This window comes from Pseudomonas sp. HUK17 (assembly GCF_001566765.1).
In genome coordinates this window covers 134324-154823 of record NZ_LSMW01000005.1, presented here as the reverse complement: position 1 = coordinate 154823, position 20500 = coordinate 134324, and the positions used below count along the sequence as shown (strand labels likewise).

At 65.8% G+C, this 20500-nt stretch carries 20 protein-coding genes; 18 read left to right on the top strand and 2 right to left on the bottom strand.

Features of this window, described 5'->3' with window-relative positions:
- Positions 1-38: 38 nt before the first annotated feature.
- The 12 genes from rpsP (at position 39) to AX284_RS02755 (ending at position 10649) form a co-directional block, all read left to right on the top strand.
- Positions 39-287: a 30S ribosomal protein S16 gene (gene rpsP, locus AX284_RS02810; RefSeq protein ID WP_017640797.1), complete on the top strand. Its 249-nt coding sequence runs from the start codon at positions 39-41 to the stop codon at positions 285-287.
- Between the two features lie 5 nt (positions 288-292).
- Positions 293-829, top strand: coding sequence for a ribosome maturation factor RimM (gene rimM / locus AX284_RS02805; RefSeq protein ID WP_064307868.1), 537 nt, complete (start codon positions 293-295; stop codon positions 827-829).
- 3 nt (positions 830-832) lie between these two features.
- On the top strand, positions 833-1570 hold the full coding sequence (gene trmD / locus AX284_RS02800) for a tRNA (guanosine(37)-N1)-methyltransferase TrmD (protein ID WP_068383467.1): 738 nt from the start codon (positions 833-835) through the stop codon (positions 1568-1570).
- Between the two features lie 42 nt (positions 1571-1612).
- Positions 1613-1963, top strand: a complete 351-nt coding sequence (gene rplS / locus AX284_RS02795; protein ID WP_068383465.1) for a 50S ribosomal protein L19 — start codon at positions 1613-1615, stop codon at positions 1961-1963.
- Between the two features lie 65 nt (positions 1964-2028).
- On the top strand, positions 2029-2442 hold the full coding sequence (locus AX284_RS02790) for an acyl-CoA thioesterase (RefSeq protein WP_007160958.1): 414 nt from the start codon (positions 2029-2031) through the stop codon (positions 2440-2442).
- Positions 2439-3329 (top strand): site-specific tyrosine recombinase XerD, encoded by an 891-nt coding sequence (xerD, locus tag AX284_RS02785; RefSeq protein WP_068383463.1) that lies wholly within the window; start codon positions 2439-2441, stop codon positions 3327-3329. The genes AX284_RS02790 and xerD overlap by 4 nt, the downstream gene beginning before the upstream one ends.
- A 62-nt stretch (positions 3330-3391) precedes the next feature.
- The gene (locus AX284_RS02780) at positions 3392-4117 is read left to right on the top strand and encodes a thioredoxin fold domain-containing protein (RefSeq protein WP_068383462.1); all 726 of its coding nucleotides are present in this window, start codon (positions 3392-3394) and stop codon (positions 4115-4117) included.
- Positions 4118-4180: 63 nt separating this feature from the next.
- The gene (locus AX284_RS02775; RefSeq protein WP_007160961.1) at positions 4181-5485 is read left to right on the top strand and encodes a homoserine dehydrogenase; all 1305 of its coding nucleotides are present in this window, start codon (positions 4181-4183) and stop codon (positions 5483-5485) included.
- Between the two features lie 46 nt (positions 5486-5531).
- The gene (thrC, locus tag AX284_RS02770; RefSeq protein WP_068383460.1) at positions 5532-6941 is read left to right on the top strand and encodes a threonine synthase; all 1410 of its coding nucleotides are present in this window, start codon (positions 5532-5534) and stop codon (positions 6939-6941) included.
- Positions 6942-7216: 275 nt separating this feature from the next.
- Positions 7217-7756, top strand: coding sequence for a YaeQ family protein (locus AX284_RS02765; RefSeq protein WP_007160963.1), 540 nt, complete (start codon positions 7217-7219; stop codon positions 7754-7756).
- Positions 7756-9477, top strand: coding sequence for a single-stranded-DNA-specific exonuclease RecJ (gene recJ, locus AX284_RS02760; protein WP_068383458.1), 1722 nt, complete (start codon positions 7756-7758; stop codon positions 9475-9477). Before AX284_RS02765 ends, recJ begins: the two co-directional genes overlap by 1 nt.
- A 68-nt stretch (positions 9478-9545) precedes the next feature.
- Positions 9546-10649, top strand: a complete 1104-nt coding sequence (locus AX284_RS02755) for an NADH:flavin oxidoreductase/NADH oxidase (protein WP_017640788.1) — start codon at positions 9546-9548, stop codon at positions 10647-10649.
- A 39-nt stretch (positions 10650-10688) separates the two neighbouring features.
- On the opposite strand, the gene AX284_RS02750 is transcribed toward AX284_RS02755, so the two are convergent.
- Positions 10689-11159, bottom strand: a complete 471-nt coding sequence (locus tag AX284_RS02750; RefSeq protein ID WP_017640787.1) for a nuclear transport factor 2 family protein — start codon at positions 11157-11159, stop codon at positions 10689-10691.
- 191 nt (positions 11160-11350) lie between these two features.
- Between AX284_RS02750 and AX284_RS02745 the strand changes: the two genes are divergently transcribed.
- Complete coding sequence (locus AX284_RS02745; protein WP_068383457.1) at positions 11351-12046, top strand: tellurite resistance TerB family protein; 696 nt, start codon at positions 11351-11353, stop codon at positions 12044-12046.
- Positions 12047-12049: 3 nt separating this feature from the next.
- Here the strand turns inward: AX284_RS02745 and AX284_RS02740 are convergent, their stop codons facing one another.
- Positions 12050-12952, bottom strand: coding sequence for a LysR family transcriptional regulator (locus AX284_RS02740; RefSeq protein ID WP_017640785.1), 903 nt, complete (start codon positions 12950-12952; stop codon positions 12050-12052).
- 146 nt (positions 12953-13098) lie between these two features.
- Here AX284_RS02740 and AX284_RS02735 point away from each other — a divergent pair, with 146 nt between their 5' ends.
- From AX284_RS02735 to AX284_RS02715, 5 genes are all read left to right on the top strand, one after another.
- Positions 13099-14772: a GMC family oxidoreductase gene (locus AX284_RS02735; RefSeq protein ID WP_068383455.1), complete on the top strand. Its 1674-nt coding sequence runs from the start codon at positions 13099-13101 to the stop codon at positions 14770-14772.
- A 109-nt stretch (positions 14773-14881) separates the two neighbouring features.
- Positions 14882-16504, top strand: coding sequence for an MFS transporter (locus tag AX284_RS02730; RefSeq protein ID WP_068383453.1), 1623 nt, complete (start codon positions 14882-14884; stop codon positions 16502-16504).
- 100 nt (positions 16505-16604) lie between these two features.
- Positions 16605-17700, top strand: a protein-coding gene (gene prfB / locus AX284_RS11800; protein WP_153015305.1) for a peptide chain release factor 2 whose coding sequence is annotated in 2 segments (ribosomal slippage) — positions 16605-16676 and positions 16678-17700 — 1095 coding nt in all. Because the reading frame shifts where the segments join, the coding sequence is not laid out codon by codon here.
- Positions 17701-17811: 111 nt separating this feature from the next.
- On the top strand, positions 17812-19314 hold the full coding sequence (lysS, locus tag AX284_RS02720) for a lysine--tRNA ligase (RefSeq protein WP_068383451.1): 1503 nt from the start codon (positions 17812-17814) through the stop codon (positions 19312-19314).
- Between the two features lie 118 nt (positions 19315-19432).
- Complete coding sequence (locus AX284_RS02715) at positions 19433-20440, top strand: transporter (RefSeq protein ID WP_017640780.1); 1008 nt, start codon at positions 19433-19435, stop codon at positions 20438-20440.
- Positions 20441-20500 lie beyond the last annotated feature (60 nt).

The window sequence follows — 20500 nt, the reverse complement described above, 5'->3', positions numbered from 1 at the left end:
CCCACAGCTACAAGCACCGACTACAGGAACGAAGTTCAATGGTAACCATCCGTCTAGCCCGTGGCGGCTCCAAGAAGCGCCCCTTCTACCACCTGACCGTGACCAACAGCCGCAATGCGCGTGATGGTCGTTTCGTCGAGCGCATCGGTTTCTTCAACCCGGTGGCCAGCGGCGCAGAAATCCGTCTGTCGGTGGACCAAGAGCGTGCCAGCTACTGGCTGTCGCAGGGCGCCCAGCCGTCCGAGCGCGTCGCTCAGTTGCTGAAGAGCGCTCAGGCTACCGCCTGAAGACCATGAGTACGCCGACCTCCGCCCCCGACCTGGTGGTCCTGGGCAAGATAGTTTCGGTCTTTGGCGTACGTGGTGAGCTCAAGATCTACTCCTTTACCGATCCGCTCGACAATCTGCTGGACTATCGGACCTGGACGCTGCGGCGCGAAGGCGAGACCCGGCAGGTCAAGGTGCTCGGCGGTCGGTTGCACGGCAAGGTCCTGACGGTACGGCTGCAGGGCCTGGACGATCGTGAAGAAGCCCGGCTGATGGCCGGTTTCGAGATCTGCGTGCCGCGTAGTGAATTACCCCAGCTGGGCGCCGGCGACTATTACTGGCATCAGTTGGAAGGTCTCAAGGTGATCAATCGCGAAGGCCAGTGGCTGGGTGTGGTGGATCATCTGCTGGAGACCGGGGCCAACGACGTCATGGTGGTCATGCCCTGTGCTGGCAGCCTCGACGATCGTGAGCGTCTGTTGCCCTATCTGCCCGACCAGTACGTGCTGGCGGTGGATCTGGCCAAGGGCGAGATGCAGGTCGACTGGGATGCGGATTTCTGATCCATGCGTATCGATGTCATCAGCATCTTTCCCGAGATGTTCGAAGCCGTGAGCGCCTATGGCGTGAGCGGTCGCGCGATGAAGCAGGGGCTCCTGGAGCTGACCTGCTACAACCCGCGCAACTATACCGAGGATCGCCACCAGACCGTGGACGACCGGCCCTTTGGCGGCGGTCCCGGCATGGTCATGAAGATCCAGCCGCTGGAGCGCGCCCTGGCCGATGCCCGGGGTGATTCGGCGGCGAAGGTGATCTACCTGTCCCCCCAGGGTCGCAAGCTCGACCAGGCGGCGGTACGGGAACTGGCGCAGGAGGAGCATCTGATCCTCATCGCCGGGCGTTACGAAGGCATCGACGAGCGTTTCATCGAGACGCACGTGGATGAAGAATGGTCGATTGGCGACTATGTGCTGTCCGGCGGTGAATTGCCGGCCATGGTGCTGATCGATGGGGTTACGCGACTGCTGCCCGGAGCCTTGGGGCATGTGGATTCCGCCGAGCAGGATTCGTTTACCGACGGCCTGCTCGATTGCCCGCACTACACCCGACCCGAGGTGTACGAGGGCCGTCGCGTACCCGACGTGTTGCTCAGTGGTAATCACGAGCATATCCGGCGCTGGCGCCTGCAGCAGTCCCTGGGACGCACTGCGGAGCGACGCGCCGATCTTCTGGATAGCCGCTCGCTTTCTGGGGAAGAGCAGAACCTGTTGGCGGAATACCTTCGTCAGCGGAACGATAGTTAGGTATCGATGGCGGGCCGCGGCCTGTCTTAGGAGCAGAGTGACATGACCAACAAAATCATTGCCCAGATCGAAGCTGAGCAGATGAGCAAAGAAATCCCGGCGTTCGCCCCCGGCGACACCGTGATTGTCCAGGTTAAGGTGAAGGAAGGCGACCGTCAGCGTCTGCAGGCCTTCGAAGGCGTAGTGATCGGCAAGCGTAACCGCGGCCTGAACAGCGCCTTCACCGTGCGCAAGATCTCCAACGGCGTTGGCGTCGAGCGTACCTTCCAGACCTACAGCCCGCTGGTCGACAGCCTGAGCGTCAAGCGTCGCGGTGACGTGCGCAAGGCCAAGCTGTACTACCTGCGCGAACTGTCCGGCAAGGCTGCCCGCATCAAGGAAAAGCTTTCCTGATCGCGGAGTGACCAGAAAAAAGCAGCTTCGGCTGCTTTTTTCGTTTCTGAGGTTCGAGGTAAGCAATGACGACCCGCGAAGCGGAAATCCAGCGGCGTACCGCGCTGTCGGAAACCCGGGTGGCCAAGGCGGTCTTCCCGCCCACCACCAATCATCACGACACCCTGTTCGGCGGCACCGCCCTGGCCTGGATGGACGAGGTGTCCTTCATCACCGCGACGCGCTTCTGTCGCAAGCCGCTGGTCACCGTCTCCACCGACCGGATCGATTTCAACCACCCCATCCCCGCCGGCTCCATCGTCGAGCTGATCGGCCGGGTGGTGAAGGTTGGCAACACCAGCATCAAGGTGCAGGTGGAGGTCTTCGTCGAAGGCATGCTGGCGGAAGGGCGCGAGCGCGCCATCAACGGCGCCTTCAGCTTTGTCGCGGTCGATGACGAGGGCAAGCCGACGCCGGTGCTGCCAGGCTTCGCCGCGTGAGCGCCGAACGGCTGATCGAGGAATTCCTCGACGCCCTGTGGCTGGAAAAGGGACTGTCGCCCCATACCCGCAGCGCCTATCGCACCGATCTGCTGGCCTTCGCCCGCTGGCTGGAGGGCAGGGGGCTGACCCTGGAGAACCTGGGTCGCGACGCCGTGCTCGATCATCTCGGCTGGCGCCTGAGCGAGGGCTACCAGGCGCGCTCCACGGCGCGCTTTCTCTCCGGTCTGCGCAGCTTCTACAAGTATGCCGTGCGCGAGGGGCGGGTCGCCGAGGACCCGACGCTGCTGGTGAGCATGCCGCAACTGGGCGCACCGCTGCCCAAGAGCCTGTCAGAGGCGGACGTGGAAGCCCTGCTGGCCGCACCAGATACCGAAGACACCCTGGGCCTGCGCGATCGCACCATGCTCGAGGTGCTCTATGCCACCGGGTTGCGGGTGACCGAGCTGATCAGCCTGACCCTGGACGAGATCAACCTGCGCGAGGGCTCGCTGCGGGTCTTCGGCAAGGGCAGCAAGGAGCGGCTGATCCCCTTGGGCGAAGAGGCCATCGCCTGGCTGGAAAGCTATCTGAAGACCGCGCGCCCGCTGCTGCTGGGCGGCCAGCCCGGCGATATCCTCTTTCCCAGCCAGCGGGGCACGCCCATGACCCGGCAGACCTTCTGGCACCGCATCAAGCTGCATGCCCAGGTGGCGGGCATCCGCACCTCGCTGTCACCGCATACCCTGAGGCACGCCTTCGCCACCCATTTGCTCAACCACGGCGCGGATCTGCGCACGGTGCAGATGCTGCTCGGCCATACCAGTCTGTCCACCACCCAGATCTACACCCACGTCGCCCGCGTGCGGCTGCAGCAACTGCACGCCCAGCACCATCCGCGCGGCTAGGGCCCACCGCCGTAGTCGGCAGGTCTGTGGTAGGCTTGCCGGCGTCTCAACAGGAGTCAAACATGCGTATTTCCCAACTGTTGCTCGCCGCTTGCCTGGGGCTCGGCGTGCAACTGGCTCAGGCCGAACCTGAGCAGGCCATTCGCCAGAGCCTGACCGCGCTGCAGCCCAATCTCGCCATCGAGTCCATCGCCAAGAGCCCGCTGGAAGGTCTCTACCAGGTCCAGCTCAAGGGCGGCCGGGTGCTCTATGCCAGCGGCGACGGCCAGTTCGTCATGCAGGGCTATCTATACCAGGTCAAGGACGGCAAGGCCTCCAACCTGACCGAGAAGGCCGAGAACGTCGCCGTGGCGCGGCAGATCAACGGCCTCGACCGTAACCAGATGATCATCTATCCCGCCCAGGGCGAGACCAAGGCGCACATCACCGTCTTCACCGACACCACCTGCCCCTATTGCCAGAAGCTGCACGCCGAGGTGCCCGAGCTGAACAAGCGTGGCATCGAGGTGCGCTACCTGGCCTTCCCGCGGCAGGGCATGGGCTCACCGGGCTCCAAGCAGCTGGAATCGGTGTGGTGCGCCAAGGACAAGCCGGCGGCGCTGAACCAGATGTTCACCGGCCGTGAGGTCAAGTCCGAGAGCTGCCAGAATCCGGTCGCCCAGCAATTCGCGCTGGGGCAGAACATGGGCATCCAGGGTACCCCGGCGATCATTCTCGCCGATGGCCAGATGATCCCGGGCTACCAGCCGGCCGACCAGCTGGCGGAAGCGGCAATCGGCGCCCGCTAGGCGCCTCAATCAGAGTTATGAACGGGGCCGCGGAGCGGTCCCACACGACATGGGGATAAGGGTGTGAAGCCGGTCAAAGTAGGCATCTGTGGTCTGGGTACCGTGGGCAGCGGGACCTTCAACGTACTCAAGCGCAACGCCGAGGAAATCGCCCGGCGCGCCGGTCGGGGTATCGAGGTGGCGCAGATCGCCCAGCGCCGGCCCAATCCTCAGTGCGACACCGGCAGCACGCCGATCACCGCCGAGGTCCTGGCGGTGGCCGACAATCCCGAGATCGACGTGGTGGTGGAGCTGATCGGTGGCTACACCCTGGCCCGCGAACTGGTGCTGCGCGCCATCGCCAACGGCAAGCACGTGGTCACCGCCAACAAGGCGCTGATCGCCGTGCACGGCAACGAGATCTTCGCCAAGGCGCGCGAGCAGGGCGTGATCGTCGCCTTCGAAGCCTCGGTGGCCGGCGGCATCCCGGTGATCAAGGCACTGCGCGAAGGCCTGGCCGCCAACCGCATCAACTGGGTGGCCGGCATCATCAACGGCACCGGCAACTTCATCCTCTCCGAGATGCGCGAGAAGGGTCGCACCTTTCCCGATGTCCTGGCCGAAGCCCAGGCGCTGGGCTATGCCGAGGCCGATCCGACCTTTGACGTCGAAGGCATCGATGCTGCCCACAAGCTGACCATCCTGGCCTCCATCGCCTTTGGCATTCCGCTGCAATTCGACAAGGCCTACACCGAGGGCATCACCCGCCTGACCACCGCCGATGTCGGCTACGCCGAGGCGCTGGGCTATCGCATCAAGCACCTGGGCGTGGCGCGCAGCACCGACCAGGGCATCGAGCTGCGGGTGCACCCGACGCTGATCCCGGCCGATCGCCTGATCGCCAACGTCAACGGCGTGATGAACGCGGTGATGGTCAATGGCGACGCCGTCGGCTCGACGCTGTTCTACGGCGCCGGTGCCGGGCAGGAGCCGACCGCCTCGGCGGTGGTGGCCGACCTGGTGGACGTGGTGCGTGCCATGACCTCGGATCCCGAGAATCGCGTGCCGCACCTGGCCTTCCAGCCCGATGCGCTGTCCGACCATCCGGTGCTGTCGATCGAGGCCTGCGAGAGCGCCTACTATCTGCGTATCCAGGCCAAGGATCACCCGGGCGTGCTGGCCCAGGTGGCGAGCATCCTCTCGGCGCGCGGCATCAACATCGAGTCCATCATGCAGAAGGAAGCCGAGGAACATGACGGCCTGGTGCCCATGATCCTGCTGACCCATCGCGTGACCGAGCGCCATATGGTCGAGGCCATCACCGCCCTGGAGGCCCTGGACGATGTCGTCGGCGATGTCGTCCGCATCCGCGTCGAGCACCTGAACTGAGCAGCCTGGCGGCGCCCGGCGCCGCCGTCTTTCCCGAGGTCGAGTCATGCGTTACATCAGTACCCGCGGCCAGGCGCCCGCGCTGAATTTCGAAGAAGTGCTGCTGGCGGGTCTCGCCAGCGATGGTGGTCTCTATGTACCGGAGAACCTGCCGCGTTTTTCCCTGGAAGAGATCGCCTCCTGGGCCGGTCTGCCCTACCACGAGCTGGCCTTTCGGGTGATGAAGCCCTTCGTCGCCGGCTCCATCGCCGATGCCGAATTCAAGGCCATCCTGGAAGAGACCTACGCCGGTTTCGCCCATAGCTCGATCGCGCCGCTGCGCCAGCTGGACGCCAACGAGTGGGTACTGGAGCTGTTCCACGGCCCGACCCTGGCCTTCAAGGACTTCGCCCTGCAACTCCTGGGGCGGCTGCTCGACCATGTGCTGGCCAAGCGCGGCGAGCGCGTGGTGATCATGGGCGCCACCTCCGGCGACACCGGCTCGGCGGCCATCGAAGGCTGCAAGCGCTGCGAGAACGTGGACATCTTCATCCTCCATCCGCACCAGCGGGTGTCGGAAGTGCAGCGCCGGCAGATGACCACGCTGCTGGGCGACAACATCCACAACATCGCCATTGAAGGCAACTTCGACGACTGCCAGGAGATGGTCAAGGCCAGCTTCGCCGACCAGGGCTTCCTCAAGGGCACCCCGCTGGTGGCGGTCAACTCGATCAACTGGGCGCGGATCATGGCCCAGATCGTCTACTACTTCCACGCGGCCCTGCAGCTGGGCGGGCCGGCGCGCTCCATCGCCTTCTCGGTGCCCACCGGCAACTTCGGCGACATCTTCGCCGGCTACCTGGCGCGCAACATGGGCCTGCCGGTGAGCCAGCTGGTGGTGGCCACCAACCGCAACGATATTCTGCACCGCTTCATGTCCGGCAATCGCTACGACAAGCAGCAGCTGGAAGCCACCCTGTCGCCGTCCATGGACATCATGGTCTCGTCCAACTTCGAGCGCCTGCTGTTCGACCTGCACGGTCGCGACGGCCTGGCCCTGGCCGAGCTGATGGCGAACTTCCGCAGCAGCGGCACCCTGACGGTGGCGGACGATCGCTGGACCGAAGCGCGCAAGCTGTTCGATTCCCTGGCCGTGAACGATGAGGAGACCTGCGCCACCATCGCCGAGGTCTTTGCCGCCACCGGCGAGGTACTGGATCCGCACACCGCCATCGGCGTGCGCGCCGCTCGCGAATGCCGCCGCAGCCTGGCCACACCCATGGTGGTGCTGGGTACCGCCCATCCGGTGAAATTCCCCGAAGCGGTGGAAAAGGCCGGCATCGGCGCGACCCTCAGCCTGCCGACCCACCTGGCCGATCTGCTGCAGCGCGAAGAGCGCTGCACCGTGCTGCCCAACGACCTGGCCGCCGTCCAGGCCTTCGTCAGCCGCCACGGCAAGCGTGGTCAGCCGCTGTAAGGGGGTTCGTCCAACCTGCGACTGTAGGTTGGGCTGAGACGGCTCCCTCGTCGAAGCCCAACACGGCGGACTCCAACCGTCTTTGTTGGGCTTCGCTGCGCTCAACCCAACCTACGCTGACCTGTAGGTTGGGTTGAGACGGCTCCATCGTCGAAGCCCAACAAGGCAGACTCCAACCGTCGCTGCTACGCTCAGCCCAACCTACGGATCCACGGTCCCAAGCCCCTCGGCCTTTTCCGGTACAATGCCCGGCTTTCCCTGCCGGTGACCCGCCCATGGCTCTGCAAGCCACGCCCTACAAAGTCGAACTCAACCTCACCGATCTGGATCGCGGGGTCTACGAGAATCTGCGCCTGACCGTGGCGCGGCATCCCTCCGAGACCGAGGAGCGCATGGCGGTGCGGTTGCTGGCCTATGTGCTCTGGTACAACGAGCAGCTGGCCTTCGGTCGTGGCCTGTCCGACGTCGACGAGCCGGCGCTGTGGGAGAAGAGTCTCGATGGCCGGGTGCTGCACTGGATCGAAGTCGGCCAGCCCGATGCCGAGCGCCTGACCTGGTGCAGCCGTCGTACCGAGCGCACCAGCCTGCTGGCCTACGGCAACCTGCGCGTCTGGCAGACCAAGGTGGTGGACGCGGTCAGGACGCTGAAGAATCTGCACATCGCCGCGGTTCCCGCCGAGCCCCTGGCCGAACTGGCCCGCGATCTGCCGCGCAGCATTTCCTGGCAGGTGATGATCAGCGAAGGCACCCTGTTCGTCACCGACGACCGCGGTCAGCACGAATTGCAGCTGGAATGGCTGCTGGGCGAACGTTGATGCGCCTGGAGCCCCGTCCGCTACCGGCAGTATTGCCCGACCTGGGCGACTTGCCGCCGCTGCTCACCCGGCTCTATGCCGCGCGCGGCGTGACCCTGCCGGAAGAACTGGACAAGGGGCTGGCGCGGCTGGTGCCCTATCACCAGCTCAAGGGCATCGAGGCGGCGGTGGAGCTGCTGGCGCGCGCTCTGGAAGAGCGCCGGCGCATCCTCATTGTCGGCGATTTCGATGCCGATGGCGCTACCGCCAGCGCCGTGGGCGTGCTGGCCCTGCGTCGCCTGGGCGCGGCTTGGGTCGACTACCTGGTGCCCAATCGCTTCGAATACGGCTACGGCCTGACGCCCGAGATCGTCGCCGTGGCCCTGCAGCGCGAACCCGAGGTGCTGCTCACCGTCGACAACGGCATCTCCAGCCTGGACGGCGTGGCCGCGGCCAAGGCGGCCGGGTTGCAGGTGGTCATCACCGACCACCACCTGCCGGGCGCCGAATTGCCCGCCGCCGATGCCATCGTCAATCCGAATCAGCCGGCCTGTGCCTTCCCCAGCAAGTGCATCGCCGGGGTCGGGGTGATCTTCTATGTGATGCTGGCCCTGCGCAGTCGCCTGCGCGAGAACGGCTGGTTCGCCCGTCAGGGCCTGGCCGAGCCCAACCTAGCCGAGTTGCTGGATCTGGTCGCCCTCGGCAGCGTCGCCGACGTCGTGCCGCTTGATGCCAACAACCGCATCCTGGTGCACCAGGGACTGATGCGTATCCGCGCCGGTCGGGCGCGCCCGGGGCTCAAGGCGCTGCTGGAAGTGGCCGGGCGCCAACCGGGCAAGGTGGCCTCCAGCGACCTCGGTTTCATTCTCGGCCCGCGGCTCAATGCGGCGGGGCGCCTGGACGATATGTCCATCGGCATCGAATTGCTGCTCTGCGAAGACCCGCAACTGGCGCAGGAGTATGCCCAGCAGCTGGACGACTTCAACAAGGATCGCAAGAGCATCGAGCAGGGCATGCAGCGCGAGGCGCTCAAGCAGCTCAAGGAATTGCCGGAAGACAATCTGCCCTTCGGTCTCTGTCTGTTCGACCCGGAGTGGCACCAGGGCGTGATCGGCATCCTCGCCTCGCGCCTCAAGGAAAAGTATCACCGCCCGGCGCTGGCCTTCGCCGACGACGGCAGTGGCAGCGGCATGCTCAAGGGCTCGGCGCGTTCGGTACCCGGGCTGCACATCCGCGATGCCCTGGACGCCGTGGCGACCCGTCATCCGGGGCTCATCACCAAGTTCGGCGGCCACGCCATGGCCGCCGGCCTCAGTCTGCCCCAGGCGCATTATGAGACCTTTGCCAGCGCCTTCGACGCCGAGGTCCGTCGCCATCTGCAGGCCGACGACCTCAGTGGGCGCCTGCAGACCGATGGCTGCCTCGCTCCGAGCGAATTCCAGCTCGATCTGGCCCAGGCCCTGCGCCAGGCCGGCCCCTGGGGGCAGCAGTTCCCCGAGCCGCTGTTTCACGGCACCTTCGAGATCCTCTCCCAGCGCTTGCTCAAGGAACGGCACCTCAAGCTGACCCTGCGCAGCGAGCAGGGCGGCCCGGAGCTGGACGGCATCGCCTTCAACATCGACCGTGACACCTGGCCCGATCCCAACATCCGCTGGGCCGAGCTGGCCTATCGGCTGGACGTGAATGAATTCCGCGGCAACGAGAGCGTGCAGTTGCTGGTGGTGCACCTGGCACCGCGTTAGTCGGAACAGCGACCTATTCTGTTCGGGAACACTCCAATGCGGTGAATCCCGACTAGACGAGGTCCGCCATGAGTCTCCTGTTCCAGCCCCTGACCCTGCGTCAGCTGACCCTGCCCAATCGCGTGGTGGTCTCCCCGATGTGTCAGTATTTCAGCGAAGACGGCTTCGCCAACGACTGGCACCTGGTTCACCTGGGCAGTCGCGCCACCGGTGGCGCCGGCCTGGTGATCTTCGAGGCTACCGCGGTCACCGCCGACGGGCGCATCACGCCCCAGGACCTGGGGTTGTGGAAGGACGAGCAGATCGAGCCCCTGCGCCGTATCACCCAGTTCATCGAAGGCCAGGGCAGCGTAGCCGGTATCCAACTGGCCCATGCGGGCCGTAAGGCCAGTACCTGGCAACCCTGGCTCGGCAAGCACGGCAGCGTGCCCATCGCCGAAGGCGGCTGGGTGCCGGTGGCGCCCTCGGCCATCGCCTTCGATCCCCAGCACACCCGGCCCACCGCCATGGATCGCGACGATATCGCCAGCATCCGCCGGGCCTTCGTGGACACCGCCGAGCGCGCCCTGGCGGCCGGCTTCAAGGTGGCCGAGGTCCATGCCGCCCACGGCTATCTGCTGCACCAGTTCCTCTCGCCGCTCTCCAATCGCCGCGAGGACGATTACGGCGGCAATTTCGAGAATCGCATTCGCCTGTTGCTGGAAGTCACCGCTGATGTCCGCGCGGTCTGGCCGGAAGCGTTGCCGCTGTTCGTGCGGGTTTCAGCCACCGACTGGGTGGAAGACGGCTGGGATGTCGATGAGACGGTGGAGCTGGCACGCCGATTGAAGACCCTGGGCGTCGACCTGATCGACGTCTCCTCCGGCGGCACCGCCGCCCAGGCCGACATTCCCACCGGGCCCGGCTACCAGACCCAGTTCGCCGAGCGGGTGCGCAAGGAGGCTGGGATTCCCAGTGGCGCGGTGGGCATGATCACCGATGCGGCCCAGGCCGAGCACGTGCTGCGTACCGGTCAGGCCGATCTGGTGCTGCTGGCCCGCGAACTGCTGCGCGATCCCTATTGGCCGCTGAATGCCGCCGAAGCCCTACGGGAAAAGGTCTCCTGGCCGCCACAATACGTGCGCGCCGCGCACCGGGATACGCCGCTGCGCAAGCCGTTCGGGGAGGAATAGGGCGCGGGACGGAGCCATCCGTGCGGATGGCTCCCCGAGTCAGGGCTTGACCGGGCGCAGCATCGCCTCCAGGGCGTCGCTGTCGTAGTAGTCGCCCAGATACCAGATGCGGCCGTCGCGGATCTTCATGATGCTGGCGCCGCGGATCTTGACCGGTTGCTTGCCGGTGGCGGTGACGCGGTTGCCGGTCAGTTCCCATTCGAAGGCGATGCTGCGCGGGCCGATGACCGGCTTGTGCACCATCTTTACCTGTAGATCCGGGACGGCCTTGAGGGTGACCTTGACGATGCGGTCGCGGGCCTGGGTGCGGCTGGTCTCGGTGGTGGCGGCGCCGCTGTCGAAATACTGCACCTTGGGGTCGAGCAGGGCGCTGGCGGCCTCGGCATCGTGATCGTTCCAGGCATCGAGATAGCGATTGGCAATGAGGCGGGCATCCTCGGCGGCGGCCTGGACCTGGCCGGCGATGAGGGCGAGCGAAAGCGCGAACAGCACAGCCAGACGCGAGCGCATGGGGTGTCTCCGGCAACTGCAAGGGAAAGGCGCAAGAGTAGCGCCGTGGGCGGCCCGCGGTCAGCAATATTTTGTATCAACCGGCTGGTCGCGACGGCGACCCCGGCAACATTCGGTAAGCAGGTGCCGGGAGCCAGACGGTGTGCTCAGCGGTCCTAAAGAGCTGAATCCTGACTCTGTGGAGGTCATCCATGAACACCCGCGGTTTGCTTGATCAACTGCTCAAGGCGGGCCAGCAGGCCCTGGCCAAGAAGACCGGTCACTCGGCCCCCCGACCCGGCACGGCATCCACCGGCAAGGATTCCCTGGGCGGTCTGCTCTCCGGACTGGGCAACAGCGGCCTGGCGGCTGGGGCCCTGACTGCGCTGCTGGGCAGCAAGCGCGGTCGCGCCATGGGTGGCAAGGCGGTCGGCTATGGCGGTCTGGCGGCGCTGGGCATGGTGGCCTACAAGGCCTATCAGTCCTGGCAGGCCAATCAGGCCCAGGGTACGGCAGCCGTCGAGCCCCGTACCGTGGATCGGGTACCGGAGCACGAAGCCGAGGCCCATGGCCGGGCGGTGCTGATCGCCCTGATCGCGGCAGCCAAGGCCGATGGTCATGTCGATGACCAGGAGCGCCAGGCCATCGAAGCCGAGATGGCCAAGCTGGACAACGATCCCGAGTTGCGCAGCTGGTTGCAGCGCGAACTGGAACAACCGCTGGATCCGGCCAAGGTCGCCGCGGCGGCGGAAACGCCCGAGATGGGCGCCGAGATGTACCTGGCCAGCCTGATGCTGATCGACGATCAGCAATACATGGAAAAGGCCTACCTGGACGAGCTGGCGCGCCAGCTGCGCCTGGAGCCTGGCCTGCGCGCCGAGCTGGAGCGTGAGGCCGCGGCGGTCTGACCGCTAGGCGAGCGGGCGTTCCTCGCCCAGCAGGACGCTCCGCTCCGCCGCGCAGAGGTGCAGCAGGAAATCCCAGACCACGCGCAGGCGCGCGGAGCGGTGCAGTTCCCGGTGCGTCGAGATCCAGTATTCCCGAGTAAAGGAGCGTTCTGGCAACACGCCCTCCAGCGGCGTGCCCTGACCTACCAGATAGCAGGGCAGCACGGCGATGCCGATGCCGGCGCAGGCCGCTTCGCGCTGGGCGATGACACTGGTGCTGCGAAAGACGATGCGCGGATCCGAACAGAGTCCCTGGATGAATTGCAGTTCGCGGGTGTACAGCAGGTCGTCGACGTAGCCGATGAAGGTCTGTTCGCCGAGGTCGGCTTCGGCATCCAGCGCCGGTGCTCGATCCAGGTAGGCGCGACTGGCATAGAACCTCAGACGATAGGGCGTCAGTCGCCGGCCGATCAGGCCTTCGGCGGTGGGCCTTTCCAGGGTGATGGCGATGTCCGCTTCGCGGTTGGTGACGCTGACGAAGCGCGGCACCGAGACCAGCTCCACTTCCAGACCCGGATAATCGCGCAGCAGCGCCCCCAGGCGCTGGGCGAGAAAACCGGTGCCCAGGCCTTCGGTCACCCCGACCCGTACCTGACCCAGCGGATTGAGTCGCTGGGTCACGGCCTCCTGGGCTAGCAGTGCGGCTTCTTCCATCGCCTGGGCATGCGCCAGCAGGGCCTGGCCGGCGGGGGTGAGCTGATAGCCGCTGGCCTGTTGCACCAGCAGCTGACTGCCCAGGGCGCGTTCCAGCGCCTCCAGGTGACGGGCGACGGTCGCATGACTGACGCCCAGGCTGCGGGCGGCGGTAAGCAGGCGGCCATGGCGCTGGACCTCCAGAAAAACCCGCAGATCGTTCCAGTCGAACATCCCTTTTCCTCGTCTAGGCCTGTCTGCCCGGCCGCTTGCTGGTCACTGTTCAGAAATGCACAGCCGGTGCCCGTTTTCTGCGACTGTTGTTCGCGGATGACGACACTAGGATAGGGACCACAACAACAAAAAAGCGAGGGAACGTCATGCCCGGTCCTGCTGCGGAATATGACTTCATCATCGTCGGCGCCGGTCCGGCCGGCTGCCTGCTGGCCAACCGGCTGTCCGCCGATCCGGCTCATAGCGTGCTGCTGCTGGAAGCCGGCGGCCGTGACAACCATCCCTGGATCCACATCCCCGTCGGCTATCTGTTCTGCATCGGCAATCCGCGCACCGACTGGTGCTTCAAGACCGAGGTGGAGGCGGGCCTGGGTGGCCGCGCGCTCAACTATCCGCGTGGCCGGGTGCTGGGTGGCTGCTCGTCCATCAACGGCATGATCTACATGCGCGGCCAGGCCCGTGACTATGACGGCTGGGCCGCCGCTGGCAACCCCGGCTGGAGCTGGCAGGACGTACTGCCGCTGTTCAAGCGTATGGAAGATCATTGCGACGGCGCCTCGGCCGTTCATGGTGCCGGGGGTGAATGGCGGGTCGAGCGGCAGCGCCTGCACTGGACCCTGCTCGACGCCTTTCGCAGTGCCGCGGGTGAAACCGGCATCGCGCCGGTGGAAGACTTCAACACCGGCGACAACGAAGGCTGCGGCTACTTCCAGGTCAATCAGCGTAATGGCGTGCGCTGGAATGCCGCCAAGGCCTTTCTCAAGCCCATCCGCCAGCGTGCCAATCTGCAGGTGCTGACCGGGGTGCAAGTGGAGCGGGTGCTGCTGGAGGAGGGCAGGGCACGGGCGGTGCTGGCGCGGCTGCCGGGCCAGGCCGAACCCCAGCGCCTGGTGGCGCGGCGGGAGATCGTGCTCTGCGCCGGCGCCATTGGCTCGCCGACCCTGTTGCAGCGCTCCGGCATCGGTCCGCGCGGCCTGCTCGAAGGGCTGGGCATCGGTGTCCAGCATCGGCTGGAAGGGGTCGGCGGCAACCTGCAGGATCACCTGCAATTGCGGCTGATCTATCGGGTGCACGGCGTGCCGACCCTCAATGCCCTGGCCGGCAGTCTCTGGGGCAAGCTGGGCATGGGCCTGGAGTATCTCTGGAGTCGCAGTGGTCCCCTAGCCATGGCGCCGAGCCAACTGGGCGCCTTCGCCCATTCCGATCCCGGGCAGCCCTCGGCCAATCTGCAGTATCACGTGCAGCCGCTGTCGCTGGAGCGCTTCGGCGAGCCCCTGCACGGCTTTCCCGCCTTTACCGCCTCGGTGTGCAACCTGCGCCCGGCCAGTCGTGGCCAGGTGGCCATCCGCAGCGCCGACCCGCTGGCCGCGCCGCTGATCCAGCCGCGCTACCTCAGCGCGCCGGAGGATCTCAAGGTGGCCGCCGACGCCATCCGCCTGACCCGGCGCATCGCCGCCGCGCCGGCACTGGCCGCTTACCGGCCCGAGGAGTATCTGCCAGGCCCGGCCTATCAGAGCGAGGAAGAACTGCAGCAGGCCGCGGGCGCCATAGGCACCACCATCTTCCACCCTTCCGGCACCTGCCGCATGGGGCAGGGCGCCGACGCCGTGGTGGACGCCCGCCTGCGGGTGCATGGCATTCCCGGGCTGCGGGTGGCCGACGCCTCCATCATGCCGACCCTGGTCTCGGGCAACAGCTGTTCGCCGACGCTGATGATCGCCGAACAGGCGGCCACTTTCATGCTGGCGGAGGCGCGGGAGCAGGGCAGCCACGAGCTGCCCGTCGCAGTCGCCCGGGCCAGCGCCGTCTCGGCTGCCTAAACTCGTCCATCCGGTTCCACCGACGGCGGAGTTTTCCGCCGTTTCCACCGTAGTAGCTGTCGCCCATAACAACAATCAGCCCGGCGATCCCGGGTCAGGAGAACGTGCGATGTCCGACTATGCCCAACCCCGGGTCCAACCCAGCGCGGCCAGCAGTCGCCGCGAAGAACGCAAGGTGATCTTCGCCTCGTCCCTGGGAACCGTCTTCGAGTGGTACGACTTCTTTCTCTACGGCGCCCTGGCGGCGGTGATCAGCAAGCAGTTCTTCGCCGGCGTCAACGACACCACCGCCTTCATCTTCGCCCTGCTGGCCTTCGCCGCCGGTTTCGTGGTGCGGCCCTTCGGTGCCCTGGTGTTCGGCCGCCTGGGCGACATGGTCGGGCGCAAGTACACCTTTCTCGCCACCATCATCCTCATGGGCATCGCCACCTTCGGCGTCGGCCTGCTGCCCACCTATGCCAGCATCGGCGTGGCCGCACCCATCATCCTGGTGGTGCTGCGCCTGCTGCAGGGCCTGGCCCTGGGCGGTGAGTACGGCGGCGCCGCTACCTACATCGCCGAGCACGCGCCGCCCGGCAAGCGCGGTGCCCACACCAGCTGGCTGCAATCCACCGCGACCCTGGGGCTGTTGCTGTCGCTGGTGGTGATCCTGGTCTGCCGCTACCTGACCGGTGACCAGTTCGAGGTCTGGGGCTGGCGCCTGCCGTTCCTGCTGTCGATCTTCCTGCTTGCCATCTCCACCTGGATCCGCCTATCGATGCACGAATCGCCGGCCTTCCTGCGCATGAAGGCCGAAGGCAAGCAGAGCAAGGCGCCGATCCGCGATTCCTTCACCAACTGGAGCAATCTCAAGGTGGTGCTGATCGCGCTGTTCAGCATCAACGGCGGCCAGGCGGTGACCTTCTACCTGTCGCAGTTCTATGTGATGTTCTTTCTTACCCAGACCCTCAAGCTGGATCCGGTGCTGGCCAACAACCTGCTGATCGTCAGCGTGATCCTGGGCGCCCCCTTCTTCGTCATCGCCGGCTGGCTGTCGGACAAGGTCGGCCGCAAGCCGATCCTGATGCTGGGCCTGCTGCTGGCCACGGTGCTCTACTTCCCGCTGTTCAAGGCCCTGACCCACTACGCCAATCCACAGATCTACCAGGCCAGCCAGCAGGCGCCCATCGTGGTGACCGCCGACCCGGCCACCTGCACCTTCCAGTTCGATCCGGTGGGCAAGGCGCGCTTCGACAGCCCCTGCGATCGGGTCAAGACCCTGCTGGCCAAGAGCGGACTACCCTACCGCAGCGTGGCGGCGGCGCCGGGGGACGCGGTGCAGGTCAATGTCGGCGACAAGGTCATCGTCGGCTATGACGAGCCAGCCCTGCGCGCCGCGGTACAGGCCGCCGGCTACCCGGCCAAGGCCGATGCGGCGCAGGTCAACAAGCCTATGGTGGTGGCGGTGATCTTCGCCCTGATCCTCATCGCCACCCTCTGCTACGGACCCCTGGCGGCACTGATGGTGGAGCTGTTTCCCACCCGCATCCGCTACACCTCCATGTCGCTGCCGTACCACATCGGCAATGGCTGGTTCGGCGGCTTCCTGCCCACGGTGTCCTTTGCCCTGGTGGTCTATACCGGCGACATCTTCTACGGCCTCTGGTACCCGGTACTGGTGACCGGCGTCAGCCTGGTGGTAGGCCTGCTGTGTCTGCCGGAAACCCGCCACCGCGATCTCGACGCCGATTGAGGCCCAGCAGGCGGCGAATCCCCGTCGCACTCTGAGTTTCGCCGCCGATTGGGTTATACTCGCGAGCTTTTCCACAGCTTTTCTCGCGAGTGTTTCCCCCATGGAAATCAACCCGATCGTCACCAGCATCAAGGACCTCTCCAGCCGCACCGAGACCATTCGGGGGTATCTTTGACTACGATCTGAAAAAGGATCGTCTCGTCGAAGTCGAGCGCGAGCTCGAAGACCCCGCTGTCTGGAACAAGCCCGAATACGCCCAGAACCTTGGCCGCGAGCGCGCGCTGCTGGCCCAGGTGGTCGGTACCCTGGACGAGCTGAACGGCGGCCTGGCGGATGCCAACGACCTGTTGGAAATGGCCGCCGAAGAGGAAGACCAGAGCGCGGTCGATGACGTGGCGGCCGAGGTGGAGCGCCTGCGCGGCATCCTCGAGAAGCTGGAATTCCGCCGCATGTTCAGCGGCGAGATGGACCCCAACAACTGCTACCTGGACATCCAGGCCGGCTCCGGCGGCACCGAGGCCCAGGACTGGGCCAACATGCTCTTGCGCATGTACCTGCGCTGGGCCGACCAGCACGGCTTCAGCGCCGAGATCGTCGAGTTGTCGGAAGGCGAGGTCGCCGGCATCAAGGGCGCCACCGTGCACATCAAGGGCGAATACGCCTTTGGCTGGCTGCGCACCGAAATCGGCGTGCACCGCCTGGTGCGCAAGAGTCCCTTCGACTCGGGCAACCGTCGCCACACCTCCTTTACCGCGGTGTTCGTCTCGCCCGAGATCGATGACAACATCGACATCGAGATCAACCCGTCCGATTTGCGCGTCGACACCTACCGCTCCTCCGGTGCCGGCGGCCAGCACGTGAACACCACCGACTCCGCGGTGCGGATCACCCACGTGCCCACCAACACCGTGGTGGCCTGCCAGAACGAGCGCTCCCAGCACGCCAACAAGGACACCGCCATGAAGATGCTGCGGGCCAAGTTGTACGAGTTGGAGATGCAGAAGCGCAACGCCGCCTCCCAGGCCCTGGAAGACTCCAAGTCCGATATCGGCTGGGGCCACCAGATCCGCTCCTACGTCCTCGACGCCTCGCGGATCAAGGATCTGCGCACCGGCGTGGAACGCAGCGACTGCGACAAGGTGCTCGACGGCGATCTGGACGAATACCTCGAAGCCAGCCTCAAGCAGGGCGTTTAATCCATCATTTCCTGTAGGAGCGGTCGCATCGGCGCACCGCCATGGCCGCGATAAAACTCTATCGCGGCCATGGGCCGCTCCTACGGTCAGCACCCCAGGTAAAGAGCAGACATGAGCGAACAACCCCTAGATCCCCAAGCCCAGGAACAGGAAGACAACAAGCTGATCGCCCAGCGCAAGGAAAAGCTTTCCGCGCTGCGTGACCAGCAGGCCATTCCCTTCCCCAATGACTTCCGCCGTGACAGCCTGGCCGGTGACCTGCAGCAGCAGTACGCCGACAAGACCAAGGAAGAGCTGGAAGCCGCGGGCATCAAGGTCAAGGTGGCCGGCCGCATCATGCTCAACCGCGGCGCCTTCATGGTGCTGCAGGACACCAGCGGGCGCATCCAGGTCTACGTCGACCGCAAGACCCTACCGGCCGAGACCCTGGAAGCGGTCAAGACCTGGGACCTGGGCGACATCATCGCCACCGAAGGTACCCTGGCCCGCTCCGGCAAGGGCGATCTCTACGTCAACATGAGCGATGTGCGCCTGCTGACCAAGTCGCTGCGCCCGCTGCCCGACAAGCACCACGGCCTGACCGACACCGAGCTGCGCTATCGCCAGCGCTATGTCGACCTGATCGTCAACGAGGAGGTCCGCCAGACCTTCCGCGTGCGCTCCCAGGTCATCGCCCACATCCGCCGCTTCCTCATGGAGCGCGGTTTCCTCGAAGTGGAAACGCCCATGCTGCAGACCATTCCTGGCGGCGCGGCGGCCAAGCCCTTCGAAACCCACCACAACGCCCTGGACATGGCCATGTTCCTGCGTATCGCGCCGGAGCTGTACCTCAAGCGGCTGGTGGTCGGTGGCTTCGAGAAGGTCTTCGAGATCAACCGCAACTTCCGTAACGAAGGCGTCTCGACCCGGCACAATCCCGAGTTCACCATGCTCGAGTTCTACCAGGCCTATGCGGATTATCGCGACAACATGGACCTCACCGAGGAATTGTTCCGCGAACTGGCCATGGCCGTGCTCGGCACCACCGACGTGCCCTATGGCGACAAGGTCTTCCACTTCGGCGAGCCCTTCGTGCGCCTGTCGGTGTACGACTCCATCCTCAAGTACAACCCGGACATCACTGCGGAAGACCTGCAGGACGTCGAGAAGGCCCGCGCCATCGCCAAGCAGGCCGGCGCCAAGGTCCTCGGCCACGAAGGCCTGGGCAAGCTGCAGGTGATGATTTTCGAGGAGCTGGTGGAGAGCAAGCTGGAGCAGCCGCACTTCATCACCGAGTACCCCTTCGAGGTCTCGCCGCTGGCCCGGCGCAACGACGACAATCCCAGCGTCACCGACCGCTTCGAGCTGTTCATCGGTGGCCGCGAGATCGCCAACGCCTACTCCGAGCTCAACGACGCCGAAGACCAGGCCGAGCGCTTCATGCTGCAGGTCCAGGAAAAGGACGCCGGTGACGACGAGGCCATGCACTACGACGCCGACTTCATCAACGCCTTGGAATACGGCATGCCGCCCACCGCCGGCGAAGGCATCGGCATCGACCGCCTGGTGATGCTGCTGACCAACTCGCCGTCGATCCGCGACGTCATCCTCTTCCCGCACATGCGTCCGCAATAAGCGCCGCGCCTCCTTTTCGAGGGCGCCGCTGGCACCTGCTGACTCGGGGCTCTGTCATCAAAGGTTCATCCGGACCTGCTAACAGAGCCCTGATGTCGCGTTCCCTCCGCAGGTAGCCATGACCAACACCCTGATCCCCCTGCATCCGGCCGCCGAACGGCTGGGGCTGCTCTACGCCTACCATTTCACCTCCGGTCAGCCGGGGCGTGCCCTGACCATGGCGCCGGAAGATCCCTGGGACGCGGAAGAGGGTGGCTTTCGCTGGCTGCACTTCAACCTGGCCCATGCCGCCGCCGAGCGCTGGATGCGCGAGCACCTGGGGCTACCGGAGGAATTCTTCGAATCCCTGCACGCCGGTTCCCATTCGACCCGGCTGGAGCCAGCCGACGATACCCTGCTCGGGGTGGTGAACGACGTGACCCTGGCCTACGGACAGGTCTCGGTGGACGTCGCCACCCTCTGGGCCTGTGCCCGACCGGGACTGCTGGTGACCGCCCGGGCCCAGCCGCTGCGCTCGGTGGATCGCCTGCGCCACGCGGTACGCCGGGGTGAGGGCTTCGGCTCGACCCTGGAATTGCTGGTGCATCTGCTGCGCGACCAGGCCGATGTGCTGACCGGCATCATCCGCGACACCACGGTCAAGGTGGATGCCATCGAGGATCGGCTGCTGTCCCAGCGGCTGGCCGCCAGTCGCGCCGAGCTGGGTAGTTTGAGACGCGCCCTGGTGCGTTTGCAGCGCCTGCTGGCCCTGGAACCGGGCTCGCTGCTGCGCCTGCTCAACCGGCCGCCCGCCTGGCTGCGCCGCGACGACATCCAGACCCTGCGCGAGGCCACTGAGGAATTCGACCGGGTGCTGGACGACCTCGCCGCCCTGGTGGAGCGTCTCAAGCTGCTGCAGGAGGAGATCGCCGCCGCCTCCGCCGAGCAGACCAACCGCACCCTGTTCACCCTGACCCTGGTCACGGTGCTGGCCCTGCCGATCAACATCATCGCCGGCTTTTTCGGCATGAACGTCGGCGGCATTCCGCTTGCCGATTCGCCCCATGGCTTCTGGATCCTGGTAGCGTTGGTGGCGACCTTTACCGTGCTGGCCGGTAGCCTGGCCTTCCGCAAGCGCGGCGACTGACCAGAGTCATGCAACCGTTGCAGGCACCGCGCGGTCTCTAGGGGAACCCCCACTGGAGAC